Source organism: Chryseobacterium flavum (assembly GCF_003385595.1).
Classification (GTDB): domain Bacteria; phylum Bacteroidota; class Bacteroidia; order Flavobacteriales; family Weeksellaceae; genus Chryseobacterium; species Chryseobacterium flavum.
In genome coordinates, this window is the sequence record NZ_QNUE01000002.1 from 36,030 (window position 1) to 59,578 (window position 23,549).

Below are 23,549 nucleotides of genomic sequence, written 5' to 3' on the forward strand. Positions count from 1 at the left end.
ATACAAGCTATTAACGATTAAAAAATAATGATCATGAAAACTCAAATTCTCATTGCAGCCATATTTTTCAGCGGTTTTGTTACTGCTCAGCAATCAAAAGACAGCCTGAAAGTAAAGAATATTGAAGCGATCAACATTAAGAAACAGGTTTTCAAAAAACAAGGAGACCGTCTGATCTATGATGTAGCCTCATCTCCTATTGCAAAAGGAACCAATACTTTTAATCTTTTAAAGCAAACTCCGATGATTTCCAGCATCGATGGAAAAACATTGAAGATCTTAGGAAAAAATGATGCAGTGATCTACATCAATAATAAAAAAACCAATATGGATTCTGAGGCATTGATTGAAATGCTGAAATCTACTCCGTCTGAAGATATTCAGAAAATTGAAGTCATTACAGTTCCCGGAAGTGAATTCCAGGTTGAATCCAAAGAAGGAGTCATCAATATTGTAATGAAAAAAAACAAAAATAACGGCTACAACGGAACGCTGAAGATGCAGAACGAACAAGCTTATTACAATAATCCCAATGCAGGGGCTTCTTTTAATTTCAGACAAGGTAAGTGGTCGGGAAATTCTAATTTCAGAACCGGTAGCTGGACAGACAGACAAAGATACACTCTGTCTAACGGAGATCCTACTTTCAGAAATGAATCTTATGGATTTAATGATGATCCCAATAAAAATTTTGGAGGAGGCTTCAATATTGATTATGAGATCAATAAAAAACACAGTCTTGGATTTTCATACAACATGAGATATAATAAAAGTTTCAATTCTGTGCTGGATATTACCAACTGGCAAAACGGAGTATTAAATAACAGAACAGTCAATAATGAGGATGCACAGACCAGAAACCACTCTTTCAATCTGAATTATGAGATGAAAACAGATTCTTTGGGGAGTAAGCTTACATCAAACGTTTCTTACCTATGGTTCAACAGGGACAAAGTAAGTTTCAATGAGAGTTTTCCTTTAACGAATGATACGATTAACAAATACTCAGCATTGCATCAGGCGGTACCACAGATCATCAACAACTATGCAGCCAACATTGACTATCTGAAAAAAACAGCCAAAGGCGCCACATGGCTGATGGGAGTAAGCTACAACTACACCAATACGGATAACGATACCAGACAAGACAAATTAATCGGTAATGATTTTGTGGTAGATACTAAGCAAACCAATCATTTCATTTATAAAGAAAATATTATCGGAATTTATCTGAATTATGAAAGAAAACTGACTGAAAAAATATCAGGAAAAATAGGTGCCCGCTATGAGATGACCAGAAGCACGGGAGATATTGTAGACAAAACAGGATTTGAGAGAAATTACAACAATCTGCTTCCTTATCTGAATTTAAATTATGCAATCAATTCCGATCATAATTTAAGCTATACATTTTCAAGCAGAATAAGAAGACCGAGATTCTGGGAGCTCAATCCATCAAGAACCTACTTTACTCCTACCAATTATACACAGAACAACCCCTTTATACTGGCTTCTAAATATTATAATCAGGAGCTTAATTATATGTACAAAAATGCATTCTATGCCAATCTTAGTTTTAATATGGAGGAAGATGCATCTGCTTCTGACATGCTTCCGTTACAAGGAACTTTAACAACTCCAAAAAGGGATGAAAATGGGAACATACTGTACGATCCCGCTGGCAATATGATAATGGAAACGACAAGATTCTTAAGATATATAAGAACCAATTACGGCAAAAACAGGGAGCTTGCACTTACCCTGGGAATGAACAAATCATGGTTCAAAGATATCTGGACAACCAACTATTCTGTCAACTTAGGTTATGTAACCTACAAAGGCGGGGTATGGGAAGATCCAACTTCTCAATTAGGTCAGTACGAAACCGAATCACTGGATCCTTATATCATCGATGTTAAAAACTACAATATGTCTGTAACCATCAATAATATCATCAGACTGTCTTCTAAAAAAGACTGGTTTTTAGGGGTAAATTATTTCTTTGCCAGCAAGACTGCCATGGAAGGAGGTACGATAGGAGCAAGACAAAGCTTTGATTTCAATCTGAAAAAAATTGCAGGAGACTGGACCATCGTAGCTGAAGTTAACGACTTATTCAATCAAAGCTTTTACCGCCTTAAAGGGGTACAGCCCAATGGAAAATATAATAACATCACCAACTTCAATTATCCAAGACTGATAAGCGTCGGAATTACTTACAATTTCGGGAACCAAAAACTGAAAAAAGCAAGGGAAATGAAATCTGCAAATGATGCTGTAAAATCAAGAACATAATCCGAAAATAAATCACTACAACTTCACTTAATACTTAAAAACAACATGAAACGTACTCTCTTATCAATAGCGATCATATTCGGAACCTGCGCCTACGCCCAGGAAAAGAAATCTGATACGACAAAAACAAAGAATATTGAAGGAATTACCTTAACCAAACAGGTTTTCAAAAAACAAAGCGACCGTTTTGTATATGATGTTGCTGCATCTCCTGTTGCTAAAGGAAATACCACTTTCGATCTTCTGAAACAGACCCCTTTATTATCATCAACAGACGATAAAACCCTGAAGATAGCCGGAAAAAATAATGCATTAATCTACATCAACGGAAGAAAAACAAATATGGATTCTGAATCACTGGTTCAGTTCCTGAAAAATACACCAGCTGAGAATATCCAGAAAATTGAAGTCATCACTGTTCCCGGAAGTGAATATCAGGTAGAATCTTCGGATGGAATCATCAATATCATTTTGAAGAAAAAAATGAGTGATGGTCTCAACGGAAACATGAGAATGTCTAATACGACCAGTAAATACAACGGAAGCCAGGCCAGTTTTTCTGCCAATTACAGAAAAGATAAATTAGGAATCAGTGCCAGTCTCAGTGGTGGTGAGAATATTGAAGCACAAACCTATACTCTAAGAAACGGAACAGCCAAAACATCCAATGAATCAAAAGGTGATATTGACGATCCGAATAAAAATATCGGAGGTTACCTGAATATTGATTATCAGCTGAATGATAAAAGTAATCTGGCCTTATCCTGGAACACATGGGCTAATAAAAGCTATAATTCTACTGTAAATCTTTTCAATACCATCAAGACAGAAGATGAAACAAAATATACCTGGTCAAAAAATAAAGAAGACTCGAGATCTTATAACAATTCACTGAACCTGAATTATGAACTGAAGACCGATTCTTTAGGCAGCAAGCTTAATGTAAATGCCGCTTATCTTAATTATAGAAGATTTCAGTTTACAGATAACAGAACGCATGCATCCGATGTAAATATGGGGCTGGGAAAAATGACTACACAAGTATTTCAGGATCTTCCCCAGATCATTAATAACTTCTCCGGAATGATAGATTACATTCAGAAATTTAAAAATGATTTGACAATTTCAGTAGGAGGAAATTATAATAAAACAAAAACAGACAACGATTCTAAAAACATAAGTTATTTCTTTGATCCCGCAAAAGATACTGAATCCAAACCGAATCACTTTATCTATGATGAAAATATTTACGGTGTTTATCTAACTGCAGAAAAGAAATTTTCAGATAAAATTTCCGGAAAAATAGGCGCCAGATATGAAATTACAAATAGTTTGGGAACTTCAGATAATGCGCCTACCGAAGCTCTTAAAAGGATTGAAAGAAACTATAACAATATCCTGCCTTATTTGAGTTTCAACTATGCAATCAATGATAAAAACAATATTTCATATTCCTTTTCAAGCAGAATGAGAAGGCCTAGCTTCTGGGAAATCAATCCGGTAAAGAATATTCTGACAGATGATAATTATACACAGAATAACCCATTTGTAAAAGCATCTCCCACTTACAATCAGGAACTTACCTATATGTTTAAAAACTCATATTTCCTGATTTTAAACCATTCTTACATTAAAGATGCCATCACTCAGGTTCCGTTGCAGGGTTACCCGGTTTCACCGGACGGAACAGTAGGTCCTAATCCGGTATTGAGATACATCAGAACCAATTTTGGAAATAAACAGGAAATGTCTGCCATGATAGGTATTCAGAAATCATTTTTCAAACAATACTGGACAACCAACTTCAATATTGGTGTTCAGCATAATATCAATAATGGAAGTCTTGATATGGATCCTACCACAGGAGACCGGTTCAGGAACCAGGAGGGCAAAGATATTGTTTATACCAACAAAACAAATTCTACCAGCCTTTTGATTCAGACCAATAACACCATTCGTCTTGATAAAAAGAAAACATGGTTCTTTGGAGTTAATTATTTCTTCGTGGATAAACAGCAGATCGAGCTTGGATTGCTGAAAGGCTTAATGAGCTTAGACCTCAGCCTTAAGAAAATGTGGAACGACTGGACTTTTGCAGTCAATGTAAATGATGTACTGAATACCAACATCGTGAAAATTGAAGATTTCCAGGAAAACGGGAATTACAATTATATCCACCAAAATCGCTATAACAGAAACTTCACCGTAAGCCTTACCTATAATTTCGGAAACCAGAAAGTGAAAAAGGTAAGAGATATCGAAGGGGCATCCGACTCTATCAAAAGCAGAACCAGATAAAATTATCTTTCTTCATATTCAATTATTTTGTATCAAAACCTGTTGATTTATCAGCAGGTTTTTTATCTTTAAGTTCTATGAGGGCTTCATCTTTTATTTTTACAGGAATCCTTCTCTTCTATCTGCTTATCAGTTGTAAAGAGAAAAAAGTAAGTATAGGTAATCTTCATTTCGAAAAAAATGAAGATATCCATTATGGAAATGATGCGGAACAAGTCATGGATCTTTATCTCCCTTATGGAAAACCTTCCCAAAAAAGAGATGTTTTTATCATCATCCACGGTGGAGGATGGCGGGCCGGAAATAAGTCCCAGCTTACCTTCTTTACTCTTTCCCTGATGAAAAAGTTTCCAGATCATATTTTTGCTAATATTAATTACAGATTGGCATCAGAGACAACCTATGCTTTACCATATCAGATTGATGACATCAAGGCTGCATCTGCTTTTCTGGAAAAAAAACTTCATTACAGTCCGCATATCATCTTGCTTGGAAATAGTGCCGGAGGGCATTTATCAATGCTTTATGCATACCAGTCCGGAGCTTTAAAAAAAGTGAAAGCGGTAATTAATATTGTGGGTCCCGCAGATCTTTCAGATTCCAGTTTCAGGAATTATCAGGAATATTCGTTTGTAGAAAGAAGGCTTGTGGATCCGCAATCATTGAAACCTGGTATTTCGCACTTAAATTCTGCAAACCCCATCTATTGGATCGGGGAAGATTCTCCTCCTACGTTGTCTTATTATGGAGTAACAGACCATGTTGTTCCACTTAGACAGGGAGTAATCCTGGACTCAGTTCTTAACAGGAATAAAGTGCTGCATAAGACTTATGAGTTCAGGGGCGGACATCTGGATTGGGATCATTCTCCACATGATGGATTTCTGATTGATAAAATTGATCTGTTCTTAAAGCAGATGGAAAAAAAATAAACGCTTTGAAAATTCAAAGCGTTTATTTTATATCCTATTCAGATTTAAAAATCTCTGTTCTTTCTGAAACTCCATTAGCATTGAAGGCTTCAATCTGAAAATAATATGTATCGACTCTGTCCGCACCGGTAAAGAAATATTCATTTTTACCATACACCATCATACTACCATACAGCTTATCAGGAGATTTTCCCCAATAGATAACATAGCCATCTGCATCAGGATTCTGCTGCCATTTCATCCATATACTTCTTCTTTCTCCAAATTTCTTTGCATCAGCTCTTAAAGGAACAAAGCCTTCTACTTTTTTAGGTTTTTCTCCTGCTCCTTTTCCGAATACCCTAAACCCGCTCAGTGCAAATTTTCCGGTTGGCATCTTAAGATTTTCCATTTTAAGATACCTTGCCTTTGCAGGCTTTTCAAGCTCAATATAATCATGGGGGACATCTTTGCTATTTTTACTTTTATCAACAATAACACTCCACTTTTTACCATCATTGGAACCATAAATCTTATACTGATGCATCTTACCTAATGTTTTACCCAGAAATTCAGCATCCTGGTCTGCATAATTGATCTGAATAGCATTAATCGTAGAAACTTCACCCAAATCTGTCTGAAACCATTCTCCCGAATTCCCTGTTTTCGCACTCCAATAGGTTTTGATATCCTCATCTACCGCGTAATTGGGCTGATACCCTCCTAAGGTAGAAGAAACCTGAACAGGCTTATTGTAATTCAGGAGCATCCATCCTGCAAAAAGACCTTTTGTAAAATCTTTTCCCTGTGCATACTGCGGAAGGTAAGTCGGATAATCGCCATAGGCCGTGTTACAATACATCACATCATCTTTATCAAAGCCGGCCGGCCAGATTCCCAGCCTTCTTTCAAAATTATTTTTAGTTGAAATAAAAATTGTAGAAACGTGCCACCAGTTCTTGTAGTTATCTTCAAACGTTGCTCCGTGACCCGCACCTCTGGCAAAACCGCCCGGTTTATAAGAAAAAGGATTATGCTGCTGATATTCGAAGCCTTCCAAAGGGTTCTTACTTACATATACTCCATCGGAATAGCCGCTGAATTCTGTTGCCGGAGCACCATACTGCATATAATATTTCCCATTATGTTTTGTCATCCACGCTCCTTCTACAAAAGGCTGAAGAAAAACATTATCATTATATTCCCCGAAGCGTTCCCATCCGTGATCTTCAGGTTTCAGTTTAATAATCGGTTTTACGAAACCTTCGGACTGAAGATTTTTTACTTTCACTTCTGTTCCCAGCAATGGCCATTCATTGCTTGAACCCCAGTACAGATATAATTTATTCTTATCTTCATCATAATGGAATGCAGGATCCCACGCTCCTACCTTCAGTGTATCCACAGCAATTTTCCAGTCATCTTTGGTGGGATTGGTACTTTTCCAGATCGGGAAATCCTGTTCCCAGGTAGAGCCATACACGTATAAAGTATCTTTCATTGCCCAGACTGCCGGAGCATTAAGATCATGGATGTATTTGTTATCTCTGAGGAATTTCCTTTTCACAAACTTCCAGTCCAGCATATCATCGCTGTACCAGTATCCTTCCTGGTTGGTAGAGAAAAGGAACAGTTTATTTTTAAAATTGACAATTACCGGATCTGCAGTAGCACGATGTTTTCCCTGTTTTGAAAAGGCTTCGAAAGGAGTATATCCATAATCAATATTAATAGGATTACAAAATGTTTTCTGCTGGGCTCCAACAATAATTCCAAGAAAAATTGTTAATAATAAAAAGTATTGTCTCATTTTCAGATTTTAAACGTTCCGGACAAAGTTAGCTAACTTTTTTTGGTTTTCTCCAAATAAAGCCGTCCAGAAGATAATGAGTGAGCTGCGGAACAACCAATAAAGGAACCAGAAACTGAAAGAGATTTTCTGAGATCACCATATTCAGGGAAAAGTGCTCATTCCAGACAAGTGTTTCCCACAAAAATTCTTCGAGAAAGGCAAACAATAAAATGACACCGACAAATAGGAATATTCCTGAAAACGGTTTAAAAATCTGCATCCGGTTCAGCTGATGATTTTCTTTTTGCTTTATTTCCCGGATATAAATCAATGCGATGTAAGGAATCCCATGAGAAACCACATTCAGAAAGGTAAAAAGGAGATCATTGTTAAAGTAAACAATTCCGAAATACCAGGAAAGAAAAGTTCCGGTGATCAGTGCTGTTTTGGGGACATTAATTTGTTTGGTTTTACAAGCTTCAAAAACAGTTTTAATGATCCAAATGATCAGGATTGAAAAATAGATTATGCTCATCCAAGGAGTATAGTTTGGGAGATTCTGAAGCCAGTCAAACTCATTGTTGACAAACCAGGTGAAGGCTCGGGGCGTTTTAAACCAGTACAGCATCGGATAAATCGTTGCGGAATACACAGCCACCTCATCTATTTTTTTGCTCCAGTTATTCGGTTCAAAGCGCGCATAGATTCTCATAAATCCGTATTGCTGCCGTATAAAATGAAAAACGGCAATCAATGCCAGGCCCGACCAGAAGGTCAGACTTCCAAACTGAAACAGGATCATTCCCAATATCCAGCTCAGAACAGGAATTCCCATGTACAGCAGCTTATTTCTCTGGACCTCTCCTTTTACAAAATAGGTTTTAAACAGCGTGGAATATACATGAGCTACATCTACGAAGACGATCAGAAAAAGCCAGGTATAAAAGGAATAGTAATTTTCCAGCCCCTGAATCTGTTTCTGAAAGAGAAAAATAATCATCAATACCAGAAAAGGCGGCGATAAAATAAACCACCAGTCTGTTTTTGCGTTATGTATCCACGGCTGTTTCATTGTATTATTTTAAATCATTTGTTCTGCAGTCCGGATTCCCTGATAAAAAGCTTCTTCAAAAATAGATATTCCCGAAAGATCGGAATGAGCAAAGAAAATTTTACCTTCTATCGGTTCTTTTGCTTTTTGGGTTTCTTCTCCAAAAATCTGGTTGGGAATCGGAGCGATCATGGCATGTCCAATTTTATGGAACTGCATTTCCAGAATAAAATCTTCTATCAACGGATGTGCTTTCTTCAGATCATCCAAAACTAAAGTTTTAAGTTCAGGCTCCTTCATAGCGTAGAGCTTTTTCCTTGCTTTCTTGCAGTCTCCGGTTGAAAAACTTTTATAGTGAGTAATTACTTTTTCGCCTATAACCTGGTTCAGATTCTGGTGCTGGTCGAAGATATAGCCTAATCCCGAAGAACCGTAGATCACATTATCCCAGGCCAGCTCTTCATCTCCTCCAAATTCATTTTTCAATGTAATAGTTGTTAAAAGCCAGGGCACGTAATGAAATGAAAATGCTTTTTTATGATTAAAAATTCTTTCATTCACAAATTGTGGTGATGCAAAGAGTAATTTATCCGCAATGATCTTTTTTGTTTTCTTTTGAGAATTATCAAAACTTAAGACCTCAACTTTATCATTGGTTTTTACATCAAAAACAAGATTTCCCGGCATATGTTTTCCCTCCGTGTATTTTGAAAGATGTTTTGCCAGTCTTGCATTTCCTTCCGGCCATGTGAATACCTGATCTTTATATTTTGTACTCCAGTTATTTTTCCTACCAGCAAAGTAATGAATTCCTGCCCATGCCGAAACGTAGTCTGTTCCCAATCCAAAATCATCCCTGCAGGAATAATCCAGCAGCCAGAGAAGTTCTTCCGAGTGGAAATTATTTTCTTTGAGCCAGTCTTTAAAAATGATTTTTTCAAGCTTTACAACCTCATCTTCTCTGCTGGAATCATGTACTGGAATAGCAAACCAATATCTTTCTTCAGTGTCTTTCTTTACACGGAACTCATCCATCAGTTTAAAAAAGCGGGTAAGATCTTGCTGAGTTTGTGCTGAAATTCCTCTTTGCGGAACAATATCATTCTGCCAGGCATTTTTATAAAACAGTCTTTCCTGTTGTGGAAATGTCATTTGGTATTCATCAAGGATGGGTTCTCCGTTTTCTTCTGTTCCTAAGCAGATTTCACATTCTTTCAGAAAGTCGATGATTTCTGTATTCTCTTTGTTCGGTAATGGTAAATAATGAGCCCCTAAAGGAAATTTTGAAAATGAGTTTTCTCCGTTGGAAGAATTGCCACCAAGATGATTTTCCATTTCCAGAAGAAGATAATCTTTTTCATTATGCTGACTGAAAAATCTACATGCCGAAAGTCCGGAAATCCCACCACCAACAATAAGATATTTTGTGTGGATAACTTCTGAAAACTGTGGAAAATCTTTTGCCCAAAGCCGATGTCCAAGAACATGATTTGTCCCTGTAATCTTCAGCAGCAATGACTTTACTTTCTTTCCGCAATACTGCAAAAAGGGAAGCATAAGACTACCTAAAAATATAGTTGTAATAAAATCTTTTCTACTGTACTTTCCCCCACTCTTCATCAAAATAACGGACTAATATCTGGTTATCCAGACGGTTAACTTCTACGTCTTTCACCTTCATATCTTTACTAAAATAAGACATCTGTGAAAAATTGTAATCATAATATTTTAATCCAGGCAGCTTTCTGTAGATCCTGTTGTTGATGGGTTCAAATGAAGCCATAGAAAATCCCCATTCGCCAAAAGACGGAACATAAGTGTGATATGCTGCTGTGAAAGGAAAAATCTGATTGATTGTTTTTTCAATACACCAGAAAGATTTCGGAGCAAAATACGGAGAGGTGGTCTGAACTACAATCTTGGTATCAAGAGTTGTCAATCTCTCCAGTTCTTTATAAAATTGTAAGGAGTAAAGTTTCCCCAAGCTGTAATTGGACGGGTCCGGAAAATCTATGATAATGACATCAAACTTCTTTTTGTTTTCTTTTACCCAAATGTAAGCATCTTTGTTAATCACTTCCACTTTAGGATTGGAAAAAGAACTTTGATTCAGCCTTCGCATAGTTTCATTGGTTTTGAAAAACTGAGTCATCTCACCGTCAAGATCCACAAGTGTTATTTTTTTAACGTCTTTATATTTTAATACTTCCCTTGCTGCAAAACCATCACCGCCTCCAAGAATCAGGACATTATCTATATTTTTTGCCATAGACATCGCAGGATGTACCAAAGCTTCATGATAACGGTATTCGTCGGTAGATGAAAACTGTAAGTTGTTGTTTAAATACAGACGGAATTCGTGAGTGTTTCTCGTTAATACGATTCTTTGATAGGGTGAGTTTTTGGTATAGACTACATTTTCACCATATAACTTTTCTTCTGAATAGGATAAAATAGTATCTGAGAAAATGAAAAGTCCTAAAAGAAATACAAATGCTGCAAGAGATTTTACTTTGAGTGATAGAGGTTTTGATAATTCCTTTGTAAGATAATAGCACAGGAATATCGCAATGGAAATATTGATTAATCCAAAAAATAAAGGGGTTTTGACAATTCCTAATTTTGGAATCAAAACCAGTGGAAAAAGAATAGATGCCAATAAAGCTCCGATATAGTCGAATGCAAAGACGTTTGAAACTAAATCTTTAAATTGAACCCTGTCTTTTAAAATATTCATCAGAAGCGGGATTTCCACTCCTACAAGACATCCGGTGAAGAAGACAAAGAGATAGAGAACGCTTTCAAAATGTGCCAGTGTATTAAACAGAATAAAAAGCACAACAGAACTGATTCCGCCTACGATTCCTACAAGGATTTCGATCTCAATGAATTTATCAATAAGATTTCCTTTGATGAATTTCGCAAGGTAGGAACCTACTCCCATTGAAAAGAGATACACTCCGATAATGAAAGAAAACTGCTTTACAGAGTCTCCTAAAAGATAGCTCGCCAGGGCTCCGGCCACCAGCTCATAAATCAATCCACATGTAGCAATGACGAATACTGAAAACAATAAAAGCAGCTCAAGAGGAATCCTCTTCTTATCCATGAATTGCTGCGCTTATGATCATTGAAATTCCGATAATAAATGCCGCGAAGACAATAGCAATTGCTATATTTTTGTTCTGGGCGATCTCGTGCCATGTTTTTTCAGGAGTCAGTTTTTCAATAATGAAATAACATACAAGTAAAATGGCGATTCCTAAAAATGAATAAAGAACCGAGTTTAGTATGGGTAAGAAATTGATGTTGTCCATAGTTTTATATTTTTATTTGTGATAGTATCTGTAGAATCCTACTCTGGAATGGCTTCTTGTAGTTCCGTCGCGGTATGTTTCGGTTTTGGCACAGTCGCAGACCTGATTTCCCCGGTATGTAAGGTATACAAACCAGGTCATGAAAAATCCTCCGATCAGGCAGAGTATCCAGTTTTGTCTTATGTAATTGGTTATATTAGTTATCATTGGCAGGATAAGGTGAGTTTGAACTATTCTTCCATTTGTTTACATTAAAGTAATGTTTTCCTATCCACATCACCACAAACAGAGCAATCATTATGAATAAAATAATTCCGAAGTTCCAGAATGAAACGGGAAGCCAGGTTGCTTTGAGCTGTACATAGGTATTGTTTGAAATGGGGTCTGTAGTAAGTCTAAGGGCTTCAGTATTAATCAGAGAATCCAGTTTCTGAGTTCCGAACGATGCTTTGGCAAGTCTGATTACTTCTGATGTATCTTTTTCCAGCGTCTGTCTGTCTGTAAAAGTCTTGGTCTGCACCTTGAATATATCAGTAACCTCAATTGTTCCTGATTTATCCCGTGAAATCATGACCTTCGAATCAGGAGATGTAAGACCTGAAAATGAGGGTAAGCCTCCTTCTTTTTCGGCGGAAATAATGAAATGATATTTCCCGGAGCCTACTCCACACAGGTTAAAATCTTCAGACTGACTTCCTTCTGTCCAGCTTTCCCCACCTTCGTAACCATGATACTGTTCGATATCTTTGGAGGTATAGATAATTTCGTTGGTATTTTCGTTCACAAGGCTTAGCTGAACATTCGCCCAGGAATTATCAACACCTGAAAAAGCATTCACCTTTAATGGAGCTGAACCGCCGGACAAGGTAAAGCTTTTGCTGACCAACTCTTTGTCTTTTACATCTGCAAAATTGATGGTCTCTGCAAAAACGGTTTCGTTGGTTCTTGAAGTGTAGACATACATCTGGAGCAGGCAAATCATTAATGCAGCCACACAAAAGATGTTCACGGCTTGCCTGATATCGAAATAATAGGGCTGAACAATCCCTATTCCTGTATAATTGGGCAGATTAGCTATTTTAAAAGCTTTCTTAACTTCATATTTTGAAATGTGAACTCCATAGAAATACTGGCTTTTTCTGCTGGTCTTCTCCTGAGAGATCATACGGGTTCCGTTAACATATTCTTTGTAGGTAGCAATGGTGAAATCCAGATGTTCATCAAAAAATCCGGCTGCAGCATCAATAGTGCATGGAGTATTTTCGTACCACCGATAGGTTCGTCCGGCATAGGTGGGTAATTTCGAATTTTTACCTTTAAAATCATCAGGATGCATAGAGATCAGGAATACCCAATGCCCATCGCTCTCACTCAGGAAAGCACCATTTCCTTTGCTGTCTTTTAAAGAATATTCTCGCCAGAAAATACTGTTTCCGTATTTTTTAACAGTAATCGCAACGACCGTATATTCTGTACCGTCAATTTTTCCTTTTTGTCCGACATCCAATACAACATTTTCAGTTGGGACTTTCAGATGTTTAATTTTTTTGTTCCAGGCTACATCAATGAGATGGGAGCAGGTCATACAAACGTATTCTTCAACAGGAAAGGTGAGATCTAATGTATTTTCGGATTCGCATGCTGGGCAGACATAGTGCATTTTTATCTGTAAATTTTGTGTTTTTGAATGGTATTAGCTTTAAAATACTGAACAACCTCATCTGCAATCTTTTCTACTTTTGCGGTATTGTCCTGCATGTAATTACAAAGGAAAATATCAAAAGTAAGCTGTTTAAATTCCGGCCACGTATGGATACAAAGGTGAGACTCTTTCAGAATCACTGCGGAAGTAAAACTATCATTCTCAAAAATATGATTGGTTATTCCTACAATTTCCACTTCTTTGATTTTCAGAATTTCTTCTGTAAATGCCAGAAAGCCTTTGCTGTCTAATAACAAATCTTCTGACTCTGTTTCCAAAGTCAGAAGAATATGTAAACCTTTACTTGATAATGGGTTCAATTTTTTGTAAATATATTATTTTTTCGGAAGAAAAACTTCAGCAAGCATACACCTTGCACTTCCTCCTCCATTTACTTCAATAGTTGTAAGATCAGAGTATATAATTTCACAGTATTTTTCAATAGCAGCTACTTGTCCCGGTACTAATGAACGGTAAGCCGTTTCACTCATAATCAGGAACTTTTCTCCTTCTTTATTCTGAACCTGAAGCATATTTCCTGCAAACTGCTGCATCTGATCCTCCGAAATTTCAATAATCTCCTTTCCTGAGTTCTTAATTGTTTCAATTACCTTTTCTCTTTCCAGTTCATCATCAATACAGTCAAGGCATATTACAACAAACTTATCAGCCACACACATCATTACATTGGTGTGATAAATAGGAAGCCTTTCAGTCCCTACGGTCTGGTATGAATGGAAAACAACAGGAGTAAACCCATATTTTTTACAGAATTCCCTGAACAGGTTTTCATCCAGTCTCAGCGAAACGGATCCGTAAGCAATTTTATTATCATGATCAAAAATCATACTTCCGGTTCCTTCCAGGAAATGTCCCTGGGTTTCAGAAAATGACCAGTCATCAATTTCAGTAACTTCAAATCCCTGATCTTTGATACTTTCAATAATATCTTCTCTTCTTTCCACTCTTCTGTTGGAAGCGAACATCGGATATAAAACCACCTTTCCGTCTTTATGGAAACTTACCCAGTTATTAGGAAAAATAGAATCCGGTGTGTGAGGATCCAATGTATCTTTTATTGTAATAACATTGATTCCTTTGTCTCTCAGTTTTCCGACAAAAGTATTGAATTCGGCTAAAGCTTTTGACTGGATATCTGATCCGGTCTGCTCAACCTGAAAATAATTGTTTTTCGCTGTTTCAGCGTTGTAACCGAATGCAATCGGTTCTATCATTAATACGGTATCTGTTGTTTGCATTTTTGTGATTTAAAAAATTAAAAGATTGAAGATTAGTAAATTTCCCCAATTCTAAACTTCCGGCCCTACTCCCTTACAAGCGGCATGGTAGAACATCTTAGTAAACCTCCCATTTTAGAGATCTCACGGTATGGTATTTCTTCTACTGTCATTCCCCATACATCTCTTAAATGATTGTTCATTCTTGTAAATGCCTTGTCAGAAACAACAACTTCAGGAGAAATAGAAAAAATATTAGGAAACATTTCAAACATTTCTTCATCGTTAATATGAAAACAGTTTTCCTCCCCAAAAATATCAATGATTAAACGATAATCGCTTTCATCTACAAATCCGTTTTTATAGATGATACATTTATCCTTTCCTACCGGGTTGAATGTACAGTCCAGATGCAGAATTCCTTCAAACGGAACTTTATCGTTCTTCTTTAGCTCAAGGTCAATAATTCTTTTCTTCGGAAAATATTCTTTTAAAATTTCAATAGCATATTCATTGGTTCTTGCCGTTTTATAGTTTCTGTAATCTTCACTAAAGCAAGTTCCAATGAAAAGGAAGTCATCCCATACGATCACATCTCCCCCTTCAATATGTGCTGTTTCCGGAAGATTGATAATCTTTCTCCAGGCTACTTTTTCAAAAACACTTTTGTATGCCTCCTGCTCATCCGCTCTGTCAGCAATTACATTGGAAATGATCATTTTATCATCAATTACAAAAGCGACATCTCTGGAGAATACCTGATTATAATCCTTAATGATGCTTGGACGAAGTACTTCAACATCATACTTTTTTAAAACGGCCTCAAAAGCGTTCATTTCATTGATGATATCCTCTTCTTTAGGATAAATATTATGTTCGATTGAATAATATGACTTGGCGTCATAACTTTCTTCTAATGTGGGAACAGGTCCCAGCGAATTAGGCTGGCCTAGAACTACTGACTTCAGCCTTCCCGTTTCATTTTTAATGTTTAGTCTCATAAAGATTTATGCAATACTACAAATATAAGTAAAGGTCGCTATCTGTAAAACTTTTGGATTATTTTATATACTGATTTTGATTTAATACCTTTTTTTGTCTTTTTTGTACCATCCGTTTATTAATGCAAACTTTAAGAACGAATTAAAAAAAGCATCTACAACTTACTCTCTTCCATCTACATATGAATTAAAAAAAATTGTTGCAATAAAAATATTTTCATACATTAGTGATATAGTTTTCGCGAAATTATAATTTAAACTTAGCTATTTAACATCAAAACAACAAAATCATGAACAAGAACAATCCAACGCTGAAAAATGCGAAAAAATTAGGAAGAGATCAACAGAAAACCGTTTTAGGAGGTATAGGAATCTCAACAGGTAAAAGATGCTGTGAATGGGATGATGCAGGAAATTGCTATATCTGGACATGCGACAGATGTATGTGTCCTTAATAAAAAGACGAAAACCTGCTTCTCAAGCAGGTTTTCTTATCTTGTTCTGTTTTCTTCTTCCGTCTTCTGGATTTCTTTTACATGGTATTTTGAACTTCCGATGTTATAACTGAGTGAAAATACCAACCTGCTACTGTCCCACCAGTGTGTAAAACGATTATCCATGATCTGTTTATGCCGGAATTCTAATCGCTGTTCATAAGAATCGAGAAGATTATTAAAGCCGATCTTCGTGTTCAGTTTATTATCAAACCACGACTTCTGTATTGATACATCTACGGTATACCGTGGTTTAATAATGTAGAGACTGTTTCCTGTTTTTGATTCATAATTGACAAAAACATTTACCGTATATTCTCTTGGAAGTGAGAATACCTGATTGAGTCTCACTTCATAATTGTAAATATTTAATGCAAAAACCTCATCCAGATAAGGTCTGAATTCATAATTATAATATCCTGCAATCTGACTGGTGATATTCCACCATTTTGTAACTCTGACCGGAAAGCTTGTTTCCAACATAGCAAAATTCCGGTATGGAAGATTCGTTCCCAAATATTCCAGTACATTTGTCTGCGGATTGTAAAGGGGATACCGTGTCATAACATCTTTTTCTTTCCCAATGGTAAAGCTTGTCACCCATTTTTTATAACGATAGGTTGCTTTAATCTGGCTGGTAAAGGAAGGCAACAGGTATGGATTCCCTATCCAATAGTTTAATGGACTGAAATAAAACCGAAACGGATTAAGCTGTGAAAAAGCCGGTCTCGTTATTTTTCTGCTGTAGGAAAGAGAAAATTCACTGGACTTATTAAAAATGTAGCTCGCACTTAAAGACGGCAGCCATTTCAGATAGTTTCTGGAAACCACAGAATCTACAGTAATAGCATTGGAAATACTGTTTGTGTTTTCAAATCTTAATCCTGCATTGATCTGAAGATTACCCATTTTTTGTCTGAATGTCAGATAACCGGCCCATACTTTTTCTTTATACGAAAATACATTGCTTCTTGTAGGGTCGAAAACAAACTGACTACCAACAGATAATGTGTCATACCTGATATTATTATTCGTATCTGAATGACTGTATTTAAAACCTGCTTCAATATCTATATTATTTATTCTCTGAGATGCATCAATCTGTGCTGTAAAAATATTAATTTTATTAATCAGGTCAGATTTCCAATATGATAAAACATCAGTAGCATCCTGGTCTCTATTGATAAAATCATCATTTTGTTTATTTTTAACTGAAAGATAATTTCCTAAAAAGCCAAGCTTAAATCCCTTATTCTGGAAAGAATAATCGGTTGTCATCCCATAGTTATCCTGAGAGTAATCTGTAGGGTTTTCACTGGCGGTATTCAATACTACCAGAGTTTCACTTTTGTCTGTTGTATAAAGTGATCCGCTACGTATTCGGTCATTATTCCGAAAATTTCCTCTCAGACTGATACCAAATCTGTTTTTATCATTTAGCCTGAAGTCTGCCCCTGCCTGAAGATTGTAAGCTTTTCCAAAATCTTCCTGATACGTTTGGGTACGCATGATATTGGTATTGGCTAACCGTTGCAAGGCATGATAACGGTAGGTTGAAATTCCTTCATTATAGCCTGCTTGCAAATTGTATGTCACTTTGCCTGTATGATAAGATATACTGAACGCATTTTCCCGATAGTTGAATTTATTAACGTATATATTACCATTATAGCTTGCTTTCCATCCAAGACTGACATTCTTTTTCAGTTTAATATCGATAATCCCTTTAAATTCTGCATCATATTTAGAGGATGGATTGGTATTCACTTCCACAGAGTCTACCATTTCGGGGACTAAGGACCTTAAATAAGCCTGCAGCTCCTCACTGCTCATAACAACTGGTTTCCCATCAATAAAAACGGCAGGAGTGATTCTTCCTCCAATAAAAATTCCACCTTCCTGATCTACTGTAACACCAGGTGTTTTTCTTAAAACATCAAGAAGGTGAGTAGAGGTTTTAAAGTCTTTATTTCCAGCCACAGATAATACAAGGTTACCTTCATTCAGTTTTATTTTTCGTGGGGCTGACTGAATAATAACTTCTGAAATATTCGTTGTTGAAGATCTTGTTTCAGCAAGAGAATCCGAAACTTTTCCTTTAGCAGTTTCCTGTGCTTTTCCGAAAATCGACAAAAACAACAGAAGCAGAAATAGCCATAATTTGATGATCATAGATTTTAAATTTTATGAAATCAAAAGTATTGGCTTGGTGTAAAAAAGCGGTTTTGAAATTAAAATTCCGCAGTACTGAATTATAAATTTGAACTCTGAAACCTGGTTTCAGGAAAGGTTTGAGATTGTTTATACAAAAGAGGTGTTGTATTTTTAACTTTCTTGAACGTCGAAAAGAAAGTCGATTTAGAATTAAATCCTACCTCATATCCTATCTCTTCAATTTTCAGATAAGAGCCATTTTCTATCTTTTCACAGGCTTCCTTAATCCGGTATTCATTGATATAGGTAGAAAAACTTTTACCCAGATTATCATTCAGCAGCTGGGAAAGCTGATGGGCAGAAATATTCATTCTTGATGCCAGGTCGCTTAATTTCAGATTAGGATTTTTATAGAGCTCTTCAGTATTCATCAGGCGTTCTAATCTGGAGGAAAAGCTACCCGCCTGTTCTTCGGAAATTTTTCTATTAGAGTACTTTCCAGCTTCTTTTACCGGAAATTGTTGATATTTTTTATTGAATAAAATCAAAAAGTTGGCATACAGCACGAAAGAAAATACCAGACTTCCTCCCGCACAGTATATCTGCACCCAGCCTGTTGAAATCAGTTGGTACGTGAGAAAGATAACCACATTGCTGATCAGTACCGGAAGAACAAATTTGTTTGGGTTCTTATGATTTTGCCTTGAAAAGCTATAGTACTGGTAAACTGTAAGAAATATAAATATTGACCAAACGGTATAAATAAAGGTTCCAAAATAATGTTCCCATGTAACAGGAAAAAGCAGATATAGTAAACCAACAGCTCCTAAAATTAATGTTAGTATTCCAAACCATTTCTGGCAGCTCTTCCAATCAAACTGCTCCTGCTGGAAGGAAGATCTCACATAATAATACAGCGCCGGCCCGGTAAAAAATAAGGCTGAAAGCCCCAAATGCGGAATAATTCTTGGCAAATCAGGGTAAAAGTAAATGCATACAGCAATTCCTACTCTGGTGCTCAGCATCAGCAAAAGAAGTCCAAGGAAAAAATCCGGGAGGTATTTCAGTTTTTTAACAAACAGCAGATAAATGCCCAGCAGAAGTCCATTGAATGCTCCTACTGCACTGAAGAAAAATAGCATCTGTTGTCCGAAAGTCATGATAATTTAGTTATTTATTTTCTATATAATGAAATAAATGGTGCATTGTTTTTTATAATGCCTGATGATTAATGATCCGGCTTTGAGCTACCGATAATTTCATAAAAGTAAAATTAATAAATTATTGAATTCAATTTCAGCAACATATATTTTTTTTTCTAAGAAATATTGCAGATCATTATCTCTTTTCCATCCGCATATTCTTTACCCCATTCACATAAGTTTTTCAGAATTGGGATAAGGTCTTCCCCTTTGTTTGTCAGTATATACTCAATTCCTGCGGGAATGGTATCGGGAATTTCTTTTTTAATGATAATTTTATGGGTTTCCAATTCCTTTAGCTGTCTTCCTAAAACCTGTTCAGAAATATTAGGCAATTCTTTCTTTAAAAGATGAAACCTGTTATTCCCCTCTGATATCGAATAAATAATCTGTGACTTCCAACGTCCGCTGATGATACTTACTGCTGAGTTCAGTTCACAAATACCAAACAAAAACTGCTCGTTTGCCGCATTGGTTGAAGTTTCTTTTCTCATAATTAAGACTCACAATTTTGTTAGTTATTGCAATTCGCAAATAGCTTGCGGAAATTTACACTAAAATACAAAAATATGAACACAAAAAATATCTTACTGATTATTAGTATAGTTACCGGACTGTCTTTGTTCAAAGCTCAGGAAAAATGGATTTTAGAATCTGAATTTCTTTCCAAAGCTGATACCGTTTTAGTTTTTAAGCCTGATACTTATGATCAGCGTACACAATATCCACTGGTGTACTTACTCCACGGATATAGTGAGAATTACAGGCAATGGTCACGGACAACAGATCTTCAGCAACTTGCTGACCAGTATAAAGCAATCATTGTATGTCCTGACGGATTTGTAACATGGTATTTAAACAGTCCTTATGATAAAGGATCAAGAGCTGAGGATTTCTTTTTTAAAAAGCTGGTTCCTGAAGTTCATGCCCGTTTCAATATTGACAGGAAAAACATTTTTATCAGTGGCCTGAGCATGGGCGGGTATGGGGCAATACGGTATTTTCTTCTCCATCAGGATTATTTTAATACTGCAGGGAGTACAAGTGGTGCATTTTCTTTAGATTTGAAAACCCTGACTAACGCAAGTTTTACATTCTTCAAGACGAAAAGGATCATCAGGGATTTGTCTCACGCATTAGGAGTACCAACAGAATGGAGCCAGTACAGTATTTCCAATCTTTTAAAAACCTATAATACAGGAAAACCTTTTCTTATAGATTGCGGAACAGAAGATATTCTTTATCCCGCTACCATTGAGATTAAAGATCAGGCCGAGCGCTTAAAAATTCCTGTTACATTCATTTCACAACCGGGAGATCATAATACAGAATATTGGAAAAAATCTGTTCAGTATCATTTTATATTTTTCAAAGAACATTTTAAATAAAAATCCCAAAGCAAGCTTTGGGATTTTAATATGATGATAATAAGATTATCTGTTTGCGATGTCGATATAGTCTCTTTTCTGAGCACCTTGGTATACCTGTCTTGGTCTTCCGATCGGATCTCCTTTCAGTCTCATTTCTTTCCATTGAGAAATCCATCCCGGTAATCTTCCTAATGCAAACATAACAGTAAACATTTCTGTAGGAATTCCTAATGCTCTGTAGATAATACCTGAATAGAAATCTACGTTTGGATATAGTTTTCTTTCTACGAAGTATTCATCTTCAAGTGCTACTCTTTCTAACTGCATAGCGATATCAAGCGCTTTATCCTGAATTCCTAATGCTGTAAGGATATCATCAGCAGCTTTTTTGATAATTTTTGCTCTTGGGTCGAAGTTTTTGTAAACTCTGTGTCCGAAGCCCATTAAACGGAAACTATCATTTTTATCTTTAGCTTTTGCTACATATTTAGCTACATCTCCACCATCTTTTTCGATTAATTCAAGCATTTCGATTACAGCCTGGTTAGCTCCCCCGTGAAGAGGTCCCCAAAGAGCAGATACTCCTGCAGAAATAGAAGCGAACAGACCTGTGTGGGCAGAACCTACCATTCTTACTGTAGAAGTAGAACAGTTTTGTTCGTGGTCAGCGTGTAGAATTAATAATTTATCTAAAGCATCAACAACTACCGGATCAATTTCGAAATCAGCGTTTGGTAATCTGAATGCCATTTTGTAGAAGTTCTCTACATAGTTTAAGTTGTTATCCCCGTGGTTTAATGGTAAACCTTGAGTTTTTCTATAAGTCCATGCGCAAAGGTGAGAGAACTTAGCAATCATAAGTTCAGCAGCATGATCCATTTCTTCTTTAGAGTTTACGTTAACGGCCTTCGGGTTGAAAGCAGTCAAAGCAGAAGTTAAAGAAGATAAAACTCCCATAGGGTGAGCAGAACGAGGGAAAACGTCGATGATTTTTTTCATCTCGTCTGCAATAAAGTTATATTTTTTTATATTGTTCTCGAAAGAAGTATACTGATCCTGATTAGGCAATTCTCCATGTAATAAAAGATACATTACTTCCGTAAAGTTAGATTTTTCAGCAATCTGCTCGATTGGATAACCTCTGTAGAATAATTCTCCTTTATCTCCGTCTAAGTAAGTGATGTCGCTAATGGTAGCTCCTGTATTTTTGTAACCTAAATCCAGAGTGATTAAACCTGTCTGGTCTCTTAATTTTGAAATATCAATCCCTCTGTCTCCGATAGTACTATCCACAATTGGATATTCATATGAATTACCGTCGTAATTCAATATTACTTTGTTGTCTGACATTATTTATTTTTTTTTAAATATACTACTTTCCATAAAATACGGCAAACAAAAAATATCGCTTGCCGTTATTTATAGATTCAATTATCTTTTTATCTTGAAAGCCTCTAATCCAGGGAAAATAGCTGTTTCGCCTAATGCTTCTTCGATTCTTAAAAGTTGGTTATATTTCGCCATTCTGTCTGATCTGGAAGCAGACCCCGTTTTAATCTGACCGCAATTCATTGCAACAGCCAGGTCAGCAATTGTAGCATCTTCAGTTTCTCCTGATCTGTGAGACATTACTGAAGTAAATTTATTGTTCTGAGCCATTTGCACAGCTGCCATTGTTTCGGAAAGAGAGCCGATCTGGTTTACTTTTACAAGGATAGAGTTTGCTATTCCTTCTTTTACACCTCTTGATAATCTTTCAACATTTGTTACAAATAAATCGTCACCTACCAACTGTACTCTGTCACCAATTTTATCTGTTAGCATTTTCCAGCCTTCCCAGTCATTCTCCTGCATTCCATCCTCGATAGAAATAATCGGATATTTAGCTGCCAGTTCTGCAAGGTAAGAAACCTGTTCTTCTCTTGATCTGTGAGCACCCTTTTCTCCTTCGAATTTCCTGTAGTCATAAGTTCCATCTTTATAGAATTCTGAAGCAGCGCAGTCTAATGCCAGCATGATATCATCACCAGGCTTATATCCTGCTTTTTCGATTGCCTGAAGTAAAGTATCCAAAGCATCTTCTGTTCCGTTGAAAGTTGGAGCAAAACCTCCTTCATCTCCTACTGCTGTAGAAAGACCTCTTCCTTTAAGAATTGATTTTAAGTTGTGAAAAATTTCAGTTCCTTTTCTTAATGCATGAGAAAAAGAATCTGCCTTAACCGGCATAATCATAAATTCCTGAAAAGCAATAGGAGCGTCGGAGTGAGACCCTCCATTAATTACATTCATCATTGGAACGGGAAGTGTATTGGCATTTACTCCTCCTATATACTTATATAATGGCATTCCCAATTCTGCTGCTGCTGCTTTTGCTACAGCCAGAGAAACACCAAGGATCGCATTCGCTCCAAGATTTCCTTTATTTGCTGTTCCATCAAGATCGATCATAATCTGATCAATATAGTTTTGTTCAAAAACCGGCTGTCCAACTAAATTTTCTGCAATTACTTCTTTTACATTTTCAACAGCTTTCAGAACTCCTTTTCCTAAATATTCTGAACCTCCGTCACGCAGTTCTACTGCTTCATGCTCTCCAGTTGATGCTCCTGAAGGAACTGCAGCACGCCCCATTGCTCCGTTTTCTGTAAATACATCCACTTCAATAGTAGGATTACCTCTGGAATCCAAAATTTGTCTTGCTTCTATGTAAGAAATTGCACTCAT

General features: G+C 36.4%; 20 protein-coding genes. 5 read left to right on the top strand and 15 right to left on the bottom strand.

Going from position 1 to position 23,549, the window contains the following annotated elements:
* Nucleotides 1-33: 33 nt before the first annotated feature.
* The 3 genes from DRF59_RS02235 (at nt 34) to DRF59_RS02245 (ending at nt 5,525) form a co-directional block, all read left to right on the top strand.
* The gene (locus DRF59_RS02235) at nt 34-2,295 is read left to right on the top strand and encodes an outer membrane beta-barrel family protein (protein ID WP_115957001.1); all 2,262 of its coding nucleotides are present in this window, start codon (nt 34-36) and stop codon (nt 2,293-2,295) included.
* A gap of 45 nt (nt 2,296-2,340) precedes the next feature.
* Entirely contained in the window at nt 2,341-4,593 is a 2,253-nt protein-coding gene (locus tag DRF59_RS02240) for a TonB-dependent receptor domain-containing protein (RefSeq protein WP_115956687.1), read from the top strand.
* A 77-nt stretch (nt 4,594-4,670) separates the two neighbouring features.
* Complete coding sequence (locus DRF59_RS02245) at nt 4,671-5,525, top strand: alpha/beta hydrolase (protein WP_115956688.1); 855 nt, start codon at nt 4,671-4,673, stop codon at nt 5,523-5,525.
* A gap of 34 nt (nt 5,526-5,559) precedes the next feature.
* Here DRF59_RS02245 and DRF59_RS02250 read toward each other — a convergent pair whose 3' ends face one another.
* The 10 genes from DRF59_RS02250 to DRF59_RS02295 form a co-directional block, all read right to left on the bottom strand.
* Nucleotides 5,560-7,314, bottom strand: coding sequence for a discoidin domain-containing protein (locus tag DRF59_RS02250; RefSeq protein ID WP_115956689.1), 1,755 nt, complete (start codon nt 7,312-7,314; stop codon nt 5,560-5,562).
* Between the two features lie 28 nt (nt 7,315-7,342).
* Nucleotides 7,343-8,368, bottom strand: coding sequence for a hypothetical protein (locus DRF59_RS02255; protein ID WP_115956690.1), 1,026 nt, complete (start codon nt 8,366-8,368; stop codon nt 7,343-7,345).
* 9 nt (nt 8,369-8,377) lie between these two features.
* Nucleotides 8,378-9,967, bottom strand: coding sequence for an NAD(P)/FAD-dependent oxidoreductase (locus tag DRF59_RS02260; protein ID WP_115956691.1), 1,590 nt, complete (start codon nt 9,965-9,967; stop codon nt 8,378-8,380).
* Nucleotides 9,942-11,456 (bottom strand): polyamine aminopropyltransferase, encoded by a 1,515-nt coding sequence (locus tag DRF59_RS02265; RefSeq protein ID WP_115956692.1) that lies wholly within the window; start codon nt 11,454-11,456, stop codon nt 9,942-9,944. The genes DRF59_RS02260 and DRF59_RS02265 overlap by 26 nt, the downstream gene beginning before the upstream one ends.
* Nucleotides 11,449-11,664, bottom strand: a complete 216-nt coding sequence (locus DRF59_RS02270; RefSeq protein ID WP_115956693.1) for a DUF350 domain-containing protein — start codon at nt 11,662-11,664, stop codon at nt 11,449-11,451. The genes DRF59_RS02265 and DRF59_RS02270 overlap by 8 nt, the downstream gene beginning before the upstream one ends.
* A gap of 12 nt (nt 11,665-11,676) precedes the next feature.
* Nucleotides 11,677-11,871 (bottom strand): hypothetical protein, encoded by a 195-nt coding sequence (locus DRF59_RS02275; protein ID WP_167456636.1) that lies wholly within the window; start codon nt 11,869-11,871, stop codon nt 11,677-11,679.
* Nucleotides 11,861-13,324 (bottom strand): DUF4178 domain-containing protein, encoded by a 1,464-nt coding sequence (locus DRF59_RS02280; RefSeq protein WP_115956694.1) that lies wholly within the window; start codon nt 13,322-13,324, stop codon nt 11,861-11,863. Before DRF59_RS02280 ends, DRF59_RS02275 begins: the two co-directional genes overlap by 11 nt.
* Nucleotides 13,325-13,326: 2 nt before the next feature.
* Nucleotides 13,327-13,686 carry an S-adenosylmethionine decarboxylase family protein gene (locus DRF59_RS02285; protein WP_115956695.1) on the bottom strand — a complete coding sequence of 120 codons (360 nt, stop codon included), beginning with the start codon at nt 13,684-13,686 and terminating at the stop codon, nt 13,327-13,329.
* A gap of 15 nt (nt 13,687-13,701) precedes the next feature.
* The gene (gene ctlX, locus DRF59_RS02290) at nt 13,702-14,625 is read right to left on the bottom strand and encodes a citrulline utilization hydrolase CtlX (protein ID WP_115956696.1); all 924 of its coding nucleotides are present in this window, start codon (nt 14,623-14,625) and stop codon (nt 13,702-13,704) included.
* A gap of 65 nt (nt 14,626-14,690) precedes the next feature.
* Entirely contained in the window at nt 14,691-15,605 is a 915-nt protein-coding gene (locus DRF59_RS02295; protein ID WP_115956697.1) for a dimethylarginine dimethylaminohydrolase family protein, read from the bottom strand.
* Between the two features lie 290 nt (nt 15,606-15,895).
* Between DRF59_RS02295 and DRF59_RS20685 the strand changes: the two genes are divergently transcribed.
* Complete coding sequence (locus DRF59_RS20685) at nt 15,896-16,060, top strand: hypothetical protein (protein WP_157967428.1); 165 nt, start codon at nt 15,896-15,898, stop codon at nt 16,058-16,060.
* Between the two features lie 36 nt (nt 16,061-16,096).
* Here the strand turns inward: DRF59_RS20685 and DRF59_RS02300 are convergent, their stop codons facing one another.
* From DRF59_RS02300 to DRF59_RS02310, 3 genes are all read right to left on the bottom strand, one after another.
* Nucleotides 16,097-18,271, bottom strand: coding sequence for a TonB-dependent receptor domain-containing protein (locus DRF59_RS02300; RefSeq protein WP_115956698.1), 2,175 nt, complete (start codon nt 18,269-18,271; stop codon nt 16,097-16,099).
* Between the two features lie 80 nt (nt 18,272-18,351).
* Nucleotides 18,352-19,413, bottom strand: coding sequence for a helix-turn-helix domain-containing protein (locus tag DRF59_RS02305; RefSeq protein WP_115956699.1), 1,062 nt, complete (start codon nt 19,411-19,413; stop codon nt 18,352-18,354).
* 158 nt (nt 19,414-19,571) lie between these two features.
* The gene (locus DRF59_RS02310) at nt 19,572-19,949 is read right to left on the bottom strand and encodes a winged helix-turn-helix transcriptional regulator (protein WP_115956700.1); all 378 of its coding nucleotides are present in this window, start codon (nt 19,947-19,949) and stop codon (nt 19,572-19,574) included.
* A 75-nt stretch (nt 19,950-20,024) separates the two neighbouring features.
* Between DRF59_RS02310 and DRF59_RS02315 the strand changes: the two genes are divergently transcribed.
* Nucleotides 20,025-20,843: an alpha/beta hydrolase gene (locus DRF59_RS02315; RefSeq protein ID WP_115956701.1), complete on the top strand. Its 819-nt coding sequence runs from the start codon at nt 20,025-20,027 to the stop codon at nt 20,841-20,843.
* Nucleotides 20,844-20,888: 45 nt separating this feature from the next.
* Here the strand turns inward: DRF59_RS02315 and DRF59_RS02320 are convergent, their stop codons facing one another.
* Both DRF59_RS02320 and eno read right to left on the bottom strand, forming a co-directional pair.
* Entirely contained in the window at nt 20,889-22,175 is a 1,287-nt protein-coding gene (locus tag DRF59_RS02320) for a citrate synthase (RefSeq protein ID WP_115956702.1), read from the bottom strand.
* 81 nt (nt 22,176-22,256) lie between these two features.
* Nucleotides 22,257-23,549: a phosphopyruvate hydratase gene (gene eno, locus DRF59_RS02325; RefSeq protein ID WP_115956703.1), complete on the bottom strand. Its 1,293-nt coding sequence runs from the start codon at nt 23,547-23,549 to the stop codon at nt 22,257-22,259.